At 72.3% G+C, this 17,335-nt stretch carries 11 protein-coding genes; 6 read left to right on the forward strand and 5 right to left on the reverse strand.

Annotation, left to right across the window (positions count from 1 at the left end; genetic code table 11):
• Positions 1-527: 527 nt before the first annotated feature.
• The 6 genes from AAC134_RS11260 (at position 528) to AAC134_RS11285 (ending at position 7,536) form a co-directional block, all read left to right on the forward strand.
• On the forward strand, positions 528-1,628 hold the full coding sequence (locus tag AAC134_RS11260) for a C4-dicarboxylate TRAP transporter substrate-binding protein (protein WP_339949188.1): 1,101 nt from the start codon (positions 528-530) through the stop codon (positions 1,626-1,628).
• An 85-nt stretch (positions 1,629-1,713) separates the two neighbouring features.
• Positions 1,714-2,826, forward strand: coding sequence for a C4-dicarboxylate TRAP transporter substrate-binding protein (locus AAC134_RS11265; protein WP_339949189.1), 1,113 nt, complete (start codon positions 1,714-1,716; stop codon positions 2,824-2,826).
• A gap of 343 nt (positions 2,827-3,169) precedes the next feature.
• A complete protein-coding gene (locus AAC134_RS11270; RefSeq protein WP_339949190.1) occupies positions 3,170-3,736 on the forward strand; it encodes a TRAP transporter small permease in 567 nt (188 codons plus the stop codon).
• 10 nt (positions 3,737-3,746) lie between these two features.
• Positions 3,747-5,060, forward strand: a complete 1,314-nt coding sequence (locus AAC134_RS11275; RefSeq protein WP_339949191.1) for a TRAP transporter large permease subunit — start codon at positions 3,747-3,749, stop codon at positions 5,058-5,060.
• A 136-nt stretch (positions 5,061-5,196) separates the two neighbouring features.
• A complete protein-coding gene (locus tag AAC134_RS11280; protein ID WP_339949192.1) occupies positions 5,197-6,267 on the forward strand; it encodes a tartrate dehydrogenase in 1,071 nt (356 codons plus the stop codon).
• Positions 6,268-6,270: 3 nt separating this feature from the next.
• Positions 6,271-7,536: a glycerate kinase gene (locus AAC134_RS11285; protein WP_339949193.1), complete on the forward strand. Its 1,266-nt coding sequence runs from the start codon at positions 6,271-6,273 to the stop codon at positions 7,534-7,536.
• 107 nt (positions 7,537-7,643) lie between these two features.
• Here AAC134_RS11285 and AAC134_RS11290 read toward each other — a convergent pair whose 3' ends face one another.
• The 5 genes from AAC134_RS11290 to AAC134_RS11310 form a co-directional block, all read right to left on the reverse strand.
• Positions 7,644-9,869 (reverse strand): LuxR C-terminal-related transcriptional regulator, encoded by a 2,226-nt coding sequence (locus tag AAC134_RS11290; RefSeq protein ID WP_339949194.1) that lies wholly within the window; start codon positions 9,867-9,869, stop codon positions 7,644-7,646.
• A gap of 738 nt (positions 9,870-10,607) precedes the next feature.
• Positions 10,608-11,711: a TRAP transporter substrate-binding protein DctP gene (gene dctP, locus AAC134_RS11295; protein WP_339949195.1), complete on the reverse strand. Its 1,104-nt coding sequence runs from the start codon at positions 11,709-11,711 to the stop codon at positions 10,608-10,610.
• A gap of 86 nt (positions 11,712-11,797) precedes the next feature.
• On the reverse strand, positions 11,798-13,111 hold the full coding sequence (locus tag AAC134_RS11300) for a TRAP transporter large permease subunit (protein ID WP_339949196.1): 1,314 nt from the start codon (positions 13,109-13,111) through the stop codon (positions 11,798-11,800).
• Complete coding sequence (locus AAC134_RS11305) at positions 13,108-13,647, reverse strand: TRAP transporter small permease (protein WP_339949197.1); 540 nt, start codon at positions 13,645-13,647, stop codon at positions 13,108-13,110. The genes AAC134_RS11300 and AAC134_RS11305 overlap by 4 nt, the downstream gene beginning before the upstream one ends.
• A 168-nt stretch (positions 13,648-13,815) precedes the next feature.
• The gene (locus AAC134_RS11310; RefSeq protein ID WP_339949198.1) at positions 13,816-17,262 is read right to left on the reverse strand and encodes a P-loop NTPase fold protein; all 3,447 of its coding nucleotides are present in this window, start codon (positions 17,260-17,262) and stop codon (positions 13,816-13,818) included.
• Positions 17,263-17,335: the final 73 nt, after the last annotated feature.

Consider the following 17,335-nt stretch of genomic DNA (forward strand, 5'->3'; position numbering starts at 1 on the left):
TCCCGTCCGCCTCCCTGCGGCCGGGCCCGCTCTGGTCCAGGGGGCCATCATTCCAATGTTTGAGGCCGGGCGGAAGACCTGATCGCTTGCGACGCCTGCGACCTTGCAATACCGCGGTGCGACGCGCCGATTTCGCCGGTCAGGGTTGACTCGCGAGCTGCTATGGTTCCCATGTTATAACAAATGACGCCAGCATCCCGTGGAATTGCGGGCAATGTGGAATCAGGCGCGAAGCGGTGTCGATCCGGTCCCTCGGACCGCGTCGGGAGTGGAGGAGACATGCCCCAGCCCAAAGGGACGGCGACGCCCTGCGCGCTCGCCCCAGGCGGTGCGACGCCGTCCGCCGCCGCGCAGCCCCGGCGCGCGGCTCTGGCCGGGCGCCTGCGCGCCCGTGGGCCCGCAAGCCCCTCCGCCCCTCCCGCCTGACCCGTGCCGGCGCCCTGCGCCGGCTCCAGACGACCCGCGCGCGCCCGCCCGGCGGTCCGCGCAGATCCATGCCACGTGACGACCCTCGACCAGGAGATCCCATGATCCGCTTCGCTCAAGCGTCGGCGCTCGCCCTCGCCCTCGCCGCCGGTTCCGCTCAGGCGGCCGAAATCAGCTACGCCCACTACATCTCGTCCGTGCACGTGGTGAACACCCAGGGCGTCACCCCCTATTTCGAGCGGGTGACCGAGGCGACCGGGGGCGAAGTGACCTTCGAGACCTTCTGGGGCGGCGCCATGGGCGGCCCGAAGGAGCTGCTGGGCGCCATCGAGACCGGCGTGATCGACTCGGGCGGCGTGGTGGACGTCTACCTCAAGACCGCGCTGCCGCACTCGAACCTGCTCTCGAGCCTGTTCGTGGTGGCCGACGACGTGAAGGTCTACGGCGCCGCGCTCAACGAGTATCAGCTGCTGCACTGCCCGGGCTGCCTCGAGGACTACGAGATGAACGAGGTGGTGCCGCTCGCGTGGTATCCGACCTCGCCCTACCTGCTGATGTGCACCTCCGACGTGCGCTCGCTCGACGATCTGGCCGGCAAGAAGGTGCGCGCCACCTCGCGCATGGGCGTGCTGATGCAGAACATGGGCGCGACGCCCGTGTCGATCACCTCGGCCGAGATGTACGAGGCGATGCAGCGCGGCCAGGCCGACTGCTCGGTCGGCGCGGCCGCCTGGCTGACCGGCTACAACATCAAGGACTTCGTGAAGACGATCATCCAGGACCCGCTGGGGGCCTACATCGGCTCGGGCCTGATGAACATGAACGTCTACACCTGGGAGGACCTTGAGCCCGAGCAGCGCCAGGCCTTCATCGACGGGCTGGGCCAGCTGGTCGCCGACACCACCTTCGCCTACCTCGAGGAGGCCGACGAGGCCACCAGGATGACCGTCGAGGAGAACGGCGCGCAGTACGTTGCGGCCAGCGACGACTTCCGCGCCCGCCTGCTGGAGCTGCGCGAGGCCGAGTGGGACGCCGCCATCGCCCAGGGCGAGGCCGACGGCCTCGAGGACGCCCAGGCCGTGGTCGACGGCTTCCGCGAGGTGGTCGAGAAGTGGCGCGGCATCGTCGCCGAAACCGGCGATGACCGCGCCGCCTACGCCGAGGCCCTGCAGCGCGAGATCTTCTCGAAGCTCGAGCCCTGAGCGGATCCCGCGCCGCCCCGACGGGAGAGACGGGCGGCGCGGCCCCAAGCAACCCGAACACGAACATCCAGAGGGAGGAAACCTCATGAAACTTGCCATCGCCCTGATGAGCGGCGCAGCGACCCTGGCGGTCGCCGCCGCCCCGGCCCTGGCCGAGACCTACACCTACGGCTCGTTCCTGCAGCCGACCGCGGTGACCATGCGCGACGGCCAGATCCCGTTCTTCGAGCGGGTCAAGGAGCGCACCAACGGCGAGGTCGAGTTCGAATCCTTCTGGGGCGGCTCGATGGGCGGCCCGAAGGAGCTGCTGAGCTCGATCGACAACGCGGTGCTGGATTCCGGCCTGATCGTCGACGTCTACACCAAGAAGGCGCTGCCGCATTCCTCGGCCATCTCCTCGGCCTTCATCCTGGCCGACGACAGCCTCGCCTGGGGCGCGGCGGTGAACGAGTGGCACCTGCTGGGCTGCGAGGGCTGCAAGGACGACTTCGCCGACAACGGCCAGATCGGCCTGGCGTGGTACTCGACCACCCCCTACGTGCTGCAGTGCACCTCGCCGGTCTCGACGCTCGCCGACCTCAAGGGCAAGAAGGTGCGCTCGGTGTCCCGCCTGGCCGACCTGATGTCGGCGATGGGCGCGGTGCCGGTATCGGTGACGGTGGCCGAAATGTACGAGGCGATGCAGCGCGGCCAGGTCGACTGCGCGCTCGGCTCGCCGAACTACCTCAACACCTACAACATCAAGGACTTCGTCACCTCGATCATCGACGAGCCGATCGGGGGCTACGTCTCGACGCTGACGCTCTCGGTCAACCTCGACGCCTGGGACGCGATGGGCGAGGAGAACCGCCAGATCATCCTCGACGAGATCCCCGAGATGCTCGCCGACATCAAGTGGGCCGCGTTCGAGGACGACGCGTCGGGGATCGCCGACACCAAGGCCAAGGGCGGCCAGGTGGTGAAGCCGGACCAGGCCTTCCTCGACAAGCTCAACGAGCTGCGCGCCACCGAGTGGGAGGCCGTGATCGAGCAGGCGAAGGAAGACGGGCTCGACGACGCCGAGGAGACCGTCGCCTCGTTCCGCGCGATCCTCGAGAAGTGGCAGGGCATCGTCGCCGACATCGCCCATGACGAGGCCGGCAAGCAGACCTTCGAGGAGGCCCTGCGCCGCGAGATCTTCTCCAAGGTCCAGCCCTGACGACCCGCTGCGCCGCCGGGCGACCGGCCCGGCGGCGCAGCCCGGAGCGACGATGCGAAGCGACGGCCCCGGAGGCGCGGATGACAGTCATGTCGATGGACACGTCCGCAGGCGCCCTGCCGGCCCCGGTCCAGAGGCCGGGGCCGGCGCGCGCAAGGGCCGCCGGCCCTGCCCGCGCCCGGGTCTCCGGTCCCGCAGGCGCCCTGGCCTCCCGCCCGCCCCTGTGGGCGCAGACCGCGGCGCGGCGCGCGATCCTCGTTCCGCTCGCCGCCCGATCTCATGCCGACCCTCGGCCCTTCGGCCGGGGACCCTCCCCCCTCCCCCCAAGCCTTTCGAGGTCCGAATGAAACTCCTGGAAAGGATCGCGGCTTTCGGCGCCGGCCTGTCGGCCTGGATCGCCGGCGCCGTGATGCTTCTGATGATGCTCCAGATCACCCTGGACGTCGTGTGCAAGTATCTCCTGAACTGGCCCGTCCCGATGACGCTGGAAACGGTGGCGACCTATTACATGGTGGCGCTGGTGTTCCTGCCGCTGGGCCAGGTCACCCGCAAGGAGGACCATCTGGAGGTCGAGCTGTTCACCCAGAACCTCGGCCCGCGGGCGCTGGGCTGGGTGAAGCTGTTCGGCTGCCTGATCGGGCTCGCCTACGTCGGCGTCCTGTTCAACGAGGCCATCGCCGAGGCGCTGAAGATGACCCGCCGCGGCGAGGTCTGGGAGACGGCGACGATGGACCTGCAGGTCTGGCCGACGCGCTGGTTCCTGCCGGTGGGCTGCGCGCTGATGCTGCTGTGGCTGTTCCTGCACGCGGTCGACTCGATCTCGGTGGCGCTGACCGGCAGGCATGTGCTGAGCGAGACCGAGACCGGGGGGCCGACGTCGGACCCCGACCACATCACCCTCGCCGACTGAGGAGCGCGACATGGACAGTCTTATGATCGGCGGCCTCGGGGTCGGCGCGATCCTCGTTCTGCTGGCCGCCCGGGTGCCGATCGCGTTCGCGCTGGGCTCGGTGTCGTTCATCGGCATCATGGTGCTGCGGAACGAGCGTGCCGCGCTCGGCATCCTGGGCTCCCTGCCCCACGACTTCGCCGCAAGCTGGGAGCTTTCGGCGGTGCCGATGTTCCTGCTGATGGGCGCCGCGGCCTACCAGACGGGGCTCACCTCTTCGCTCTACAACGCCGCGAGGTTGTGGCTGAACGAGTTGCCGGGCGGGCTGGCGGTGGCCACCAACTTCACCGCCGCGGGCTTTGCGGCGGCCTCGGGTTCCTCGGTCGCGACCTCGGCCGCGGTGGGGCGGCTCGCGATCCCCGAGATGCTGAAGTTCGGCTACGACAAGGCGCTGGCGACCGGCACCGTGGCGGCCTCGGGCACGCTGGGGGCGCTGATCCCGCCCTCGATCGCCTTCGTGATCTACGGCTGGTTCACCGAGCAGTCGGTGGGCAGCCTGTTGATCGCGGGCATCATCCCCGGACTGATGACCGCGGGCCTCTACACGGTGATGATCGTCACCCGCTGCATCATCACGCCTTCGCTGGCGCCGAAGGTGGCGATGAAGGTCACCATGGCCGAGAAGATCGCCGCGCTCGGCAAGGTCTGGCCGATGCCGCTGCTGGTGCTGGGCGTGGTGGGGGCGATCTACTCGGGCCTCGCCACGCCGACCGAGGCGGGCGCGCTGGGCGCGTTCCTCGCCTTCGTGATCGGCGCGGCGCAGGGCCGGCTGACCAAGAAGGTGATCGCCGACAGCGTGGGGGATGCGATGCGCACCACCTCGTCGCTGTTCTTCCTCGCCATCGGGGCGGTGATGCTGACCCGGTTCCTGGCGCTGGCGGGCGTTCCGACCTTCATCGCCGACACCGTGGCGCACCTCGACCTCGGTCCGGTGGCGCTGGTGATGGCGCTGGCGGTGATCTACCTGATCCTGGGCATGTTCCTCGATCCGATCGGCGTCATGCTGCTGACGCTGCCGGTGTTCCTGCCCGCGTTCCACGCGCTGGACATGGACCTGATCTGGATCGGCGTGATCGTGGTCAAGATGATCGAGGTCGGCCTGCTGACCCCGCCCGTGGGCCTGAACGTCTACGTGGTGAAGGGGGTTGCGGGCGACTCGGTGCCGCTCGCGACCGTGTTCAAGGGCGTGGCCTGGTTCCTGGCCTGCGAGCTGGTGATCATGATCCTGCTGATCGCCTTCCCCGCCCTCTCGACCTGGCTGCCCAGCCTGATGTCGCACGGCTGATCCCCGTCGAGGGACCTGTTCAAGGGGCCGGCGCCGCGCGCGCCGGCCCCTTTCTCATGCGCCCCTCTGGACGCGCCGCCGCGCCCCGGCGCATCCTCGCGCCGATCGCGCAGGAAACCGAAGGGACGCACACGCCATGGACAACCGCATGAAGATCGCCGTGATCCCCGGCGACGGCATCGGCAAGGAAGTGGTCCCCGAGGGGCTGCGCGTGCTGGAGGCGGTCGCCAAGCGCCACGACCTCGACCTCGCCTTCCAGGAGCATGACTTCGCCTCCTGCGATCACTACGCCAGACACGGGCAGATGATGCCCGACGACTGGAAGGCCCGGCTCGAGGGCGCCGACGCGCTGTTCTTCGGCGCGGTGGGCTGGCCCGACACCGTGCCCGACCACATCTCGCTGTGGGGCTCGCTGCTGCAGTTCCGCCGCCAGTTCGACCAGTACATCAACCTGCGCCCGGCCCGGCTGATGCCCGGCGTGCCGAGCCCGCTCGCCGGCCGCGGCCCCGGCGACATCGACATGTGGATCGTGCGCGAGAACACGGAGGGGGAATACTCCTCCGTCGGCGGCCGCATGTTCGAGGGGACCGAGCGCGAGATCGTCATGCAGGAGACGGTGATGACCCGCGTCGGAGTCGACCGGGTCCTGCGCTACGCCTTCGAACTGGCGAGCCGCCGCCCCCGCAAGACCCTGACCTCGGCCACCAAGTCCAACGGCATCGCCATCACCATGCCCTGGTGGGACGAGCGGGTGGAGGCGATGGCCGACCACTACCCCGACGTGACCTGGGACAAGCAGCACATCGACATCCTGGCCGCGCGCTTCGTGCTGAGCCCGGACCGGTTCGACGTGGTGGTCGCCTCGAACCTCTTCGGCGACATCCTCTCGGACCTCGGGCCCGCCTGCACCGGGACCATCGGCATCGCGCCCTCGGGCAACATCAACCCCGAGGGGCTGTTCCCCTCGCTGTTCGAGCCGGTGCACGGCTCCGCCCCCGACATCGCCGGTCAGGGGATCGCGAACCCGGTGGGGCAGATCTGGGCGGGGGCGATGATGCTCGACCACCTGGGCCATGCGGAGGCCGCGGCAGAGATCGTGGCCGCGATCGAGCGGGTGCTGGCCGAGCCGGCCCTGCGCACCCGCGATCTCGGCGGCGAGGCGGACACCCAGACCTGCGGCAAGGCCATCGCTGACGCGCTGGGCTGAGCGATGCGTGAGCCCGAAGCCCTGCTGCGCGCGATGTTCGACGCCGCCGTCGCCGCCGCCGACCCCGCGCAGGTGCTGGCGCGGTTCCTGCCTTCGAGGCCCGTCGGCCGCTGCATCGTGGTCGGCGCCGGAAAGTCCGCCGCCGCCATGGCCCGCGCGGTCGAGGACGCCTGGCCCGACGTGGACCTCTCGGGCGTGGTGGTCACCCGCTACGGTCACGCCGTGCCCACCCAGCGCATCGCGGTGCGCGAGGCCGCCCACCCCACTCCCGACGCCGCGGGCGAGGCCGCGGCGCGGGAAATCATGGCGGCGGCGGCCTCCGCAGGCCCGGACGACCTGGTGCTGGCGCTGATCTCGGGGGGCGGCTCGGCGCTGATGACCCTGCCGCGGGATCCGCTGACGCTCGACGAGAAGATCGCGGTCAACCGGCTGCTGCTGAAGTCGGGGCTCGCCATCGACGACATGAACCGGGTGCGCCGCCGGCTGAGCCGGGTGAAGGGCGGCGGGCTCGCCCGCGCGGCCGGCGCGGCGCGGCTGGTGACGCTGGCGATCTCCGACGTGCCCGGCGACGATCCCGAGGCCATCGCCTCGGGCCCCACGGTCCCCGATCCCACGGCCGCCGAGGACCTCTCGCGCCTGATCGCGCGCCTCGGCCCCGACCTGCCCGAGGCCGCCCGCCGCCTGCTGGAGGCGCCGGGCGAGCGCCAGGAGGCGTTCTTCCCCGACTACCGCCTGATCGCCACGCCCCAGGCCTCGCTGCAGGCCGCGGCCGAGGTCGCCCGCGCCGCCGGCCTCGCCCCGGTCCTGCTGGGCGACGCGCTGGAGGGCGAGGCGCGCGAGGCCGGGATCCTGATGGCCGGCATTGCGCGGTCCGTCGCCGTCCACGCGACCCCTGCCCCGGCGCCGGCGGTCCTGCTCTCGGGCGGCGAGACGACCGTGACCATCGGCGACACGCCCCCCGGCCGCGGCGGGCGCAACACCGAGTTCCTGCTGGCGCTCGCCGTGGCGCTGGGGGGCCGCGCGGGCATCCATGCGCTTGCGGGCGACACCGACGGCATCGACGGGACCGAGGACGCGGCCGGCGCGCTCGTCGGCCCCGGAACGCTGGCGCGCGCGCGGGAGGCGGGGCTCGATCCCCGCGCGATGCTGGACGGGCACGACAGCTACAGCCTGTTCGAGGCGCTGGGCGACCTGGTCAGGACCGGACCGACGCTGACCAACGTCAACGACTTCCGGGCGGTGCTGGTGCTGCCGCAGAAACCCGGCTGAGGCGCCGCCCGAGATCCCGCGACGCGCGGCGGCGGGCGTTGCGCGGGAGGCCCCGGGTCAAGCCCCGGGGCCTCCCGCGCACACGGATCGGCGGGGGCCGCCCCGCCTCAGGCCAGCACGCCCATCCGTCGGGCCACGGCCACCGCCTGGGTGCGGTTGCGCGCGTCGAGCTTGGAGTTGATCGCGCGCAGATGCGTGCGCACCGTGCTGTCGGAGACGCCCAGCCGGGCCGCGATCGTGGCGTTGGGCAGCCCCTCGGCGAGCAGACGCAGGACCTCGCGCTCCTTGCGGGTCAGGGCCTCGATGGGGGCTGTCAGCAGGGTCTCGCCCCGGGCCTCGGCCCCGGCCCGGCGCGGAGGGGCCATGGCCGCGGTCAGATCCTCGAGCCAGGCGCGGAAATGCGGGTCGCGCGCGGCGGCGCCGGCGCCCTGCAGGGCGTGGCGCTGGGCCACGGCGCGGATCGCCTCGGCCAGCGGCTCGCCCTCGTCGAGGATCAGGCGCATGACGCCTTCGCGAGCGGCGTCGGCGAGCGGACGCTCGAGCCAGGAGGCGGCGGTCTCGTAGTCGCCCGCCGCATGGTGCGCGGCGCCGGCCAGCAGGCGCAGGTGCAGGGCGCGGCGGTGGCGGCCCGAAGCGGCGGCGGTCGCGATCTCCCGGCGCAGGATCGGCAGGGCCTCGGGCCCGCGGCCCTCGTGCAGGGCCAGGCGCACGCGGCCGACCTCGGGGTATTCCAGATCGTTGGCGCGCAGGCGCAGGGTGGCCATGCGGGCCCAGACCTCGGCGTCGTCGGCCCGGGCGAGTTGCTCGCGCGCCGCGTCAAGGTGACCGCGGCCCATCAGCTGGCGCGCCCGCTCCAGCCGGGCCGAGGCGGCGACCCGCGGCAGGGCCCGCCGCTCGGCCAGATGTTCGAGCTCCCCCAGCAGCCCCATGGCGGTCTCGGCGTCGCCGTCGCGGTCGGCGATGCGCGAGAGCATGACGTGGCCGATGATCGTGTGATCGACCAGCCCGAGGTCGCGCGCCGTCGGCAGATGCAGGTGGAACAGATGCGTGGCCCGCCGCAGGTCGTCCCGCTCATAGAGCGCGGTGGCGTGCAGGAGGGCGGCCCAGGCGTTGCCCCCGTTGCGGCTGAGCGGGTCGTCGCGCCCGGCCGCCAGCGCCAGGCGAAAGCGGGCGCCGGCGTCGCGGATCCGCCCCTCGAGCCAGTCGATGATCCCCTCGGTCGCGTCGGCGAACAGCGCATTGAACCCCGACTGGTCCGCGGCCCCGCCAACCTCTCGCCGCGCCTCGAGCAGGGCGCGGCGGGCGTCGTCGAAGGCCCCCACGCCGAGAAACACCGTGGCCAGGGAATTTGCGAGCGAGGCCGCGGCATAGCGGCTTTCCAGCCGCGGGCCGTCCATCGCCTGCCGGGCCAGCGCGGCGGCGGCGGGGTAGTCGTCGGCGATGCTCAGCACCAGGATGCGCACGGCGCGGGCCTCGGCGGCGATCTCCTCGCGCGGGTTGTCCTCGACGCCGGTCGCGTCCAGCAGCTCGGCCGTGGCCTGGGGCCCGCGGTTGAAGCACATCGCCCAGGCGCGGATCAGATGCAGCTCGGGCCGTCCCTCGAAGGCGCGGGCGTCGAGCGCGTCGAACCAGCGCGAAAGCAGGCGCATGCGCCCCTGCTCGAGGAATCCGCGCGCGTGGAGCGCCAGGAGATCGGCGGCAAAGGCCATGTCGCCGCCTTCGATCGCGTGATCTATGGCGGGCGCCGGACGCCCGGCGCCCAGATACCAGCGCGCGGCGGCGCGGTGCAGCTCGGGCGTCTCCTCGGGCATCCGGCGGCGGAGCTGGGCGCGCAGGAACGAGGCGAACAGAGAGTGATAGCGATAGGCCCCGTCGTCGGGCGTCAGCAGCACGTTGCCCGCCGCCAGCGCGTCGAGGATCGCCGCCGAGCCGCCGGGCGGGTGCAGCGCGTCGCACAGCTCCGGGTCCAGACGGCGCAGGATCGAGGTCCGCAGCAGGAAGCGCACCCGCTCGGCCGGCTGGGCGGCGAGCACGTCCTCGGCCAGATACTCGGCCACCGCCTCGTCCGAACCCGAGAAGCGGGCCACGAAATCCGAGCCCTCGCCCTGCCGCTCGAGCGCGATCGAGGCGAGGCGCACGGCGGCGGGCCAGCCCTCGGTCTTGTCCTGCAGGCGGGCGAGATCCCCGGCCGCCAGGCGCAGGCCGCGGGCGCGGGTCAGGAACTCGGCCGTCTCGGGACCTGAAAAGCGCAGGTCGCCGGCGTCGAACTCCTGCAACAGGCCCTGGGCGCGCAGGCGGCCGAGCCCCAGGTCGGGCGGCGTGCGCGAACCCACCACAAGCCGCGCCCCCCGGCGGAAAGGCCTGGATCAGCTCGCGCACCAGCGAGAGCACGGCGTCGTCGGCCACGAACTCGAAATCGTCGAGGAAGAGCGCGAAGGCGGACGGGTGCCGCGCCAGCCGGTCGAGCAGCGCCAGCCAGCCCTCGGCCCCGCGCTCGCCGCCTTCGGGCGGCTCGATCCCCAGCTCGGCCAGCGCCCCGATCAGCCCTGCCGAAAACCGCGAGGCGTCGTTGTCGGCGGGGTCGAGCGCCAGCCACGCGGTGCGCAGCCCCTGGGTGGCCAGCGCCTCGCGGCACTCGGCCATCAGCATGGTCTTGCCAAAGCCCGAGGGCGCGCGCAGCACCGTCAGCCGGGCTCCGGGGGCAGCGAGAAAACGCTCCGCCAGCCGCCGGCGCGACAGGTGGTCCGACGTGATCGAAGGAGGTCGCAATTTTCCGCCGATGTAGACGCGGGACAAGGGGGCTCGCCTCCGACCGGGGATCCGGCGGACCGCCCGCGCCAAGGCGGAATGCGTCGGCGCGGATCGAATCCGGGGAGGCGAAGCTGCCCTGCGCGCGCGCCGACGTCCAGCGTCGAGGCGCGCGCAGGGCCAGGGTCGTCAGCCGCGGCGGCGGGTGGGAGGACCCGGCGCCGCGGGAAGGGCCGGACCGTCGGGCGCGCGCGGCGCGCCGTCAGGCCGGGGCCCCCGGGCCCCGACCGGAAGCGGGGTCAGGGCCGTTCAGGCGCGATCGCTCAGGGCTGGACCTTCGAGTAGATCTCGCGCTCCATCGCCTCGATGAACGCCGCCTTGTCGCCGTTCGTCTCGTCGAAGATCGCCTGCCACTTCTCGGCGAGCGCCGCGACGTTGGCGATGCGCGCCTCGGGGTCCGTGGCGCCGAGCTTCTGCGACTGCTCGAGGTTCTCCTCCCGCTCGGCCAAGCGGGCCTCCTCAAGCGCGGCCTGGATGTCCTCGGCCGGGTCGACGAAGGTCACGCCATGCTCGGAGATCGCGAGCTCGCGCGCCTCGGCGCTCTTGTCGGAGTAGGCGAAGGCGCTCTCGCCGGCCATGCGCGCGCGCTCGGACAGGAGGGCGGACTGCTCCTCCTCCGAGAGGCTGTCGAACTTGCTCTGGGACATCATCGTCAGCACGCCCGCGAAGACGCCGAGCGGCATGTCCAGCACGTACTTGGTGGAATCCCACCACGAGTAGTCCTGGATGAAGGTCATGATGCCGGTGGTGCAGTCGACCTGGCCGCGCTCGAGCGCCTCGTAGCCGTCGGTGACGGGCATGGCGACGGGCACCGCGCCCCACTTGGCCAGCATCCGGCCCAGAACGCCCGTGACGCGGACCTTCTTGCCCTCGAGCTCGGCGAGCGAGGTCACAGGCTCCCGGCACATCAGGTACTGGGAGGGCAGCGAGAAGACGTTGTAGTTGAAGGCGTCGAACTCCTCGAGCTCTTCCTCGCAGCCCTCGCAACCGATCATCCGGGCTTCGGCCGCGACCGCGGTCATCACGATCGGGTCGAGGTTGACCAGCGGCATGTTGGTGACCAGCACCGAGTTCGGCAGGTCCTGCGCGCCGTAGAGGTCGGCCATGAAGCCCATGTCGGCCAGCCCGTCGCGCATCGCCGAGGGGATCGCGCCGTGCTTGGCCACGGTGCCGCCCCAGAAGAAGTTGACGTTCAGCCCGGCCTTCTCCTCGAGGCGGTCGGCCCAGGGCTGCAGCGCCAGGTCGACGGTGACGTTGGTCGAGGGGATGTGGGTGGCGTAGGCGAGATCGGTCGCAAGGGCCGGGGCGGCGGCGGCGGTGGTCAGCGCAAGCGCCGCGGCGGTCGAGGCCAGGGTCGTTCTGGACATGAGTTTCCTCCTAGTCGTCTGGGACAGAAGCGTCCGGGTGCGGGCGGCGCAGCGCGGCCGCCCTTGTTGGTCTTGGACGTCCCGCCTCAGCGGGACATCAGTTCGGGAAGCCACAGGGTCAGCTGCGGGAAGGCGATGATCAGGGTCATGATCACGATCTCGGCCATCAGGAACCACGACACGCCCTTGAAGATCGTGCCCAGCGCCACGCGTTCGCCCAGCGCCGCCTTGACCACGAAGACGTTCAATCCCACGGGCGGCGTCAACATGCCGATCTCGATCATCTTCACCACGATCACGCCCATCCAGATCATGTCGAGGTCGGCCGCGCGGAACAGCGGCAGCAGGATCGGGAGCGTCACCAGCATGATGCCGATCGGGTCGAGGAAGGCGCCCAGGATCAGGTAGACCACCACCAGCGCCATGATGATCATCAGGGGCGAAAGCTCGGCGCCCTGGGCCATCACCATCATGTACGTCGGGAAGCCCGACAGCGCGAGGAACCGGGTCAGCAGCGAGGCGCCCAGCGCGATGAAGAAGATCGAGCCCAGCGCCCCGACGGTGTCGCCGATCATCTCGCGCAGGCTCTGCCGGGTCAGGGTGCCGCGGATCGCGCACAGCACGATCGCCGAGACCGCGCCCAGCGCCGCCGCCTCGGTGGCCGTCGCCACGCCCGAGTAGATCGAGCCGATCACCGCCACGATCAGCACCGGCACCGGCCAGATCGTGCCCAGCACCCGCATCTTCTCCCCGAAGGAGGAGATCCGCGTGTCCCGCGGCGCCATCTCGGGCTTCCAGAGCGCGATGCCCAGCACCAGCAGCGCATAGCAGCCGGCGGTCAGCAGCCCCGGGATGATGCCCGCGATCAGCAGCGTGCCGATCGAGGTCTGGGTGTACCAGCCGTAGATCACGAAGATGATCGAGGGCGGGATCAGCGCCCCCAGCGTGCCCGAGGCCGCGACCACGCCGGTCGCCAGCGCCGGGCTGTAGTTCGACTTCAGCATCTCGGGCACCGCGATGCGCGCCATCGCGGCCGAGGAGGCGACCGAGGACCCCGAGGCCGCCGCGAACACCGCCGAGGCCATGTTGGTCGCAATCGCGAGCCCGCCGGGCAGGCGCCCGAACCAGACCCGCATCGCCTCGAACAGCGACGAGGTCAGCCCGCCCCGGAAGGCCGCGGCCCCCATCAGCAGGAACATCGGCACGGCCGACAGCGACCAGTGGGCGCCGAACTCGTAGGGCGCGGTCTTCAGCGCGCCCCAGGCGGCGCCGAAGCCGCGCACATAGGCGATGCCGAGGAACGACACGATCCCCAGCGCCACCGCGATCGGCACGCGGATGGCGAACAGCACGAGCAGCGCGGCCAGCGCGGTCAGGACGATCTGGATCGAGTCGCTCACAGGAAGGCCTCGGGATTCTCGTGGGGGTCGTCGCGCTCGGGACGCAGCAGGTCCGAGAGCAGGCTGGTGGCGGTGGCCAGCGCGATCAGCACGCCGCCGAAGGCCATGATCCAGTAGGAGGGCCAGATCGGCATGTCGAAGAAGATCACGTCGCGAAACGCGCCCTTCTCGGTCTGGCGGGCGGTCTCCTGGATCGCGGCGACGGCGAAGCCGCAACAGAACACCGCGGTCAGCGTCGAGGCGATCAGGTCGGTGATCCGCATCATCCGGGGCGGGAAGAACTTGGCGAAGATCTCGACCTTGATGTGCTCGCGCGCGCGCTGGACGAGCGCCAGCGCGAGGAACACGACCGAAGTCATGTAGTAGTTCTCGACGATCTCGAGCGTTCCGGTGAAGGGGCTATGGAACAGCCACCGCGCGAGCGTGTCGGCGCAGATGTGCAGCATCATCGCGACGAGGGCGAGCACCGTGCCCGCCGCGCCGATGCGCGACAGCCACAGCCCCGTCCTGTCGAGCAGGTCGAGCAACGACGTCAATGTTTCCTCCCGTGCGACGCATTGAGGGCGCCGGTTAGTTGAACGATTAAGGAAGCGGAAACCGTCGCGGATCGTCCGAAGCGACGAGGGCGACGGCGACGTCGGGGAAGGATCGCTCACAGGGCCGCGAGGGCCGCCGAGCGGCCAGAGCTGCCCGGCCCAACGCCCTCAGAGGCTCGGGCCAAAGCGGAAGGAATAGCGCGAGGCCTCGGCGACGAGGGCGGCGCGGTCGTCGGGCCAGACAGCGTCCAGTGTCTCGAAGCCGTCGGTCAGGACGGCAAGACGCTCGACGCCGTCGATCGAGTCCCAGAAGGCCTTGCGGCGCTCGATCGCGTTGCGCGCATCTTCAGGGAGCCCTGCGTCGTCCAGGATCCGGTGCAGCGCAGGTTGCTGCGCGTCGATCAACTCGCGCCAGCTCCGGACGAAGTCGCCGCCCAGCGCCTCGCCCAGAAGCGCGGCCTGCCGCGTGTCGAGGCCGGTCTCCAGCGCCAGCCAGAACAGCGCGCCGCGGAACGGCGCCGCGTGGCCCTCGCGCCCCTCCAGGAACGCCTCCAGCGCCTCCCCCCGCCGCCGCGAGCGCAGCAGCCGGTAGAGGTTCACGAACCGCTTGGCGGTGCGGGGCGAGCGGCCGACCAGCGGGCCCAGCGCCTGGATCGCATCCAGCTCGGGGCGGGTCAGGGTCACCCGCTCGAGCACCTGCGCGGGCGTCTCCTGCGCCGGCCAGACGGACGAGAGGTCGATGGCCGGCAGGGGCGGCGGGCCGGCGGGGTCGCGCGGCGCCTCGGACGACGAGGCCCTGTCGCTCGCCTCGGCCGGCAGGTCCGGCTCCCCCTCATCGGTCTCCTGCACGGGGCCCACGATCTCGGCGACGAGGCGGGCGTAGCCGCCGCCCTCCCCGATCTCCATCGGGCGCAGGCGGAAGGGGATCTGGAAGATCTTCTCGAGGTAGTCGGCCACGCTGGGCCGGCCGTCGTGCGACTCGCCAGGGCTCAGCTGCTGGGCGTAGAAGCGCGAGAGCGCCCCCTCGACCCAGCGCGCGTCCACGCCCACCACCACCACGAACAGGTCGAAGGCGAGCAACAGGTGGATCGCCTCGAGCACCTCGACCACCTGCTCGTCCCGGCAGCGGTCGAGGTCGTCGATATAGAGGACGATGCGCTCGATATGGGGCAGCGCCTCGGGGTCGGCCTGGATCCGCCGGGCCGCGTCCGCCTTCACAGCCGGCGAGCGCGGGGCCAGCAGATCGGCCATCAGCTCGAAATCCGCGCGGATCTGGGACAGCAGCCCGAGGTGCTTGCGATAGCCCTCGGCGCGGGCGCGCTCCTCGATGAACTGGGCCAGCAGCTCGGCGGGCTGCTCGCCCCGGCGCATCGCCTCCAGCCGCTGCCGCTCCCGCCGGCGGGCGTCGAGGTCGTCCTGCGCGCGCAGCCGCTCGGCCTCGAGCGCCGCAAGCTCGGCCTCCAGCCGCCGACGTTCGGCCTCGGCGGCGGCGAGGGTGGCGCGCGCCTCCTCCTCGGCCGCGGCCAGCGCGTCGAGCGCCGCGTTGGCGCGCTTGAGGTGAGGCGCCACGGCCGCGGCGACCGCCCCCGCCACGCCGAGCCACCCCGCGGCCTCGGCGAGGAAGGCCCGAAGCCAGCCCGTCGCCTCGCCGCCGCCCTGCCCCAGCCAGGCCGCGCCCAGCCCTCCCGCCGTCAGCGCCGCCCCCGCGAGGCCCAGCGCCCCCCAGGTCCGCGCCCCGCCGCGCAGCATCGCCGAGCCCAGCAGCCGCAGCCGCCCGCCCATCCCCGAAAGCTCCCGCCGCAGGTCGCGCAGCTGCTCGAAACTGCGCAGGGGGCCCGGGACGCCCGCCCCCTCCAGCGCCGCGAGCCCCCTGCGCGTCTCCTCGGCCAGCAGGTCTTCCAGCGCGCGGGGCGCCGCCTCGGCCAGCTGGCGGCGGAGCGCGTCGAGGCGGCTGTCCGCCTCCGCCACCCGCCTCTCGGCCGCGTCGACCGAGGCGTCGGCCGCCCGCACCCCCTCCCGCGCCGCCGCCTCGGCCTGGGCGGCGGAGGCGAGCTTCTCGACCAGGTAATCCATCCGCCGCGCCTCCTCGGGCGAGGCGCCGCGCGACAGGCGGTGCAGCTCCCGGAAGATGTGACTGACCAGCGAGGCCCAGAGATTGGCGTCGAGGTAGTGCCAGGCGTTGAACCAGACGTGGGCGATGGTCTCGACGAAGGGCGGGGCGGCGCCGGCCGCGCGCATCCTCGCGGCCGTCTCGCGGTTGGCCTCGGCGGCCTCCTCGATCATCCGCATGAAGGTGGACTTGCCCGAGCCCCACGGCCCGAACAGCCCGATGGCGAGCGGCGGGCGCGCGGCCTGCAGGCACACCAGGTCGGCGAGCGCCCGCGCGTCCGCCGCCACCCCCAGCCGGTCGCCCTCGAGCATCGAGCCCTGCGCCCCGCGCCGCCGCGCCGCGTCGTCGGCCGCGTAGTCGGGCACCGACAGGCGCGCGGGCAGGCGCAGGTCCAGGCCCTCGGCCAGCGCCTCGGGCGGATCGAGGGGGTTGGCCGCGAACCAGGCGGCCCAGTCGACCCGGTCGTGCCGGGCGTCGTCCTGCGTCAGCCAGTCCGAGAGCCACTGCGCGAGGTCTGAGAAGAAACCCCCCGGCGCGCCGCGGATCATCCCGAGGTCGGCGAAGGCCTGGCGGCCCTCAGGCGTCAGGATCAGGGCCGCAAGCGCGAACTTGCGCCCCGGCGCGGTCGAGCGTCCGCGCACCTCGGCCGCAAGCTGCGCCGCCTGCGCGAGGATCCCGCGCAGGGCCGGGCCGACCAGGATCTCGGCCCCTTCGGTCCGCGCGGGATCGAGGGCGTCTTCGCGCTCCGGCGCGGCGGGGATCGCCCCGAGCTTCTCGGCCTCGCGCCGGAGCGCGCCCGTGATCGAGCCGAGCGAGGGCTCGTCCCGCCCCTCCGCGAGGGCCGCCGACAGGAAGGCCGCCGGCGTGACCCCGACCACGCGCGCCTGCGCGTCATGGGGCGCGGGCATCAGGCGCGCCTCGCGCGACCCGGCCGCGCCTTGCAGAAGCCGCAACAGCGTCGGCGCCAGCAGCATCTCGCCCTCAAGCGCGGGCGTTTCGGCAAGGGCGTGCAAGGGCACGGCGCGGTCGGGGCGGTCGAGCAGGACGGCGCGGGGGTCGGGCGGCGAGGCCGGCGCAGGGTCGTCCATCGGCAGGTCGCTCGGTTCGTCGCCCTCGAGGGGATCGGCAGCGGTTTTCTCGGCCAGTTTCGAGCGGGGCCGGGACCTCGACACGCGGACCTTCGCCGTATCGCCATGCGCCTCCCGGCCCTCGCTGCGCGGCTCGGCCCGGGTCGGGGCGCCGTCCGGCCGGCCCATCCGTCCCAGCACCGCGGCGAGGGCGGCGAGGGGGGCGCCGCCCGCGTCGGGATCCTCGCCCTTCTCGACGCCCCCGACGATCCGCGCGAGGGTGGCGTAGCTGCGGCGCAGTTCGTCCTCGCCGAGCTTTTCCAGCACGCCCTGCACCCGCTCGGCCTGCATCGCGAGCTCGCCCAGCGTGCCCTCGCCGGGGCTGTCCACGGCGGCGCGCAGGATCTCTTCGGGCTCTGTGGCGGGGCGGTCGGCCAACGCGATCTCTCCTTCCCCTGAGGCGTTGCGCAGGCTATCGCGAACGGGCGCCGCCTGTCGCCCTTCGCGCGAT

It is taken from the genome of uncultured Albimonas sp. (genome assembly GCF_963977235.1).
GTDB lineage: Bacteria > Pseudomonadota > Alphaproteobacteria > Rhodobacterales > Rhodobacteraceae > Albimonas.